The sequence below is a fragment of the Photobacterium sp. R1 genome (assembly GCF_054600795.1).
In genome coordinates this window covers 1-248 of record NZ_BAAHZP010000816.1, presented here as the reverse complement: position 1 = coordinate 248, position 248 = coordinate 1, and the positions used below count along the sequence as shown (strand labels likewise).

The following is a 248-nucleotide window of genomic DNA, read 5'->3' as shown; positions in this document are numbered from 1 at the left end:
ACCTCAGTCGGTGTGTTCAGCTCTCGGGTCATTTCCTCACTGAGATAATCAATGCGGGTCGCTTCCCTGAATTCAGCCGATTCCGGACTGTCATCGGCATGAAGGGTCACTCCCAACTGCTCCAGCAGTTGCCGGCGCAGCGGGGTATCGAGGTGGAATTTATGACCGTCGGCCAGCTCCACGTCTTCCTTGAGCATCAGTTTGACTTCATAAGCCATGATGCGGTTGAACTGCTGCAGGCTGGGTAA

General features: G+C 54.8%; 1 pseudogene. It reads right to left on the bottom strand.

The features are described 5' to 3' along the window. Window positions 1-248, bottom strand: a pseudogene (gene envZ / locus ACYP03_RS27335) (two-component system sensor histidine kinase EnvZ); the annotation flags it as partial.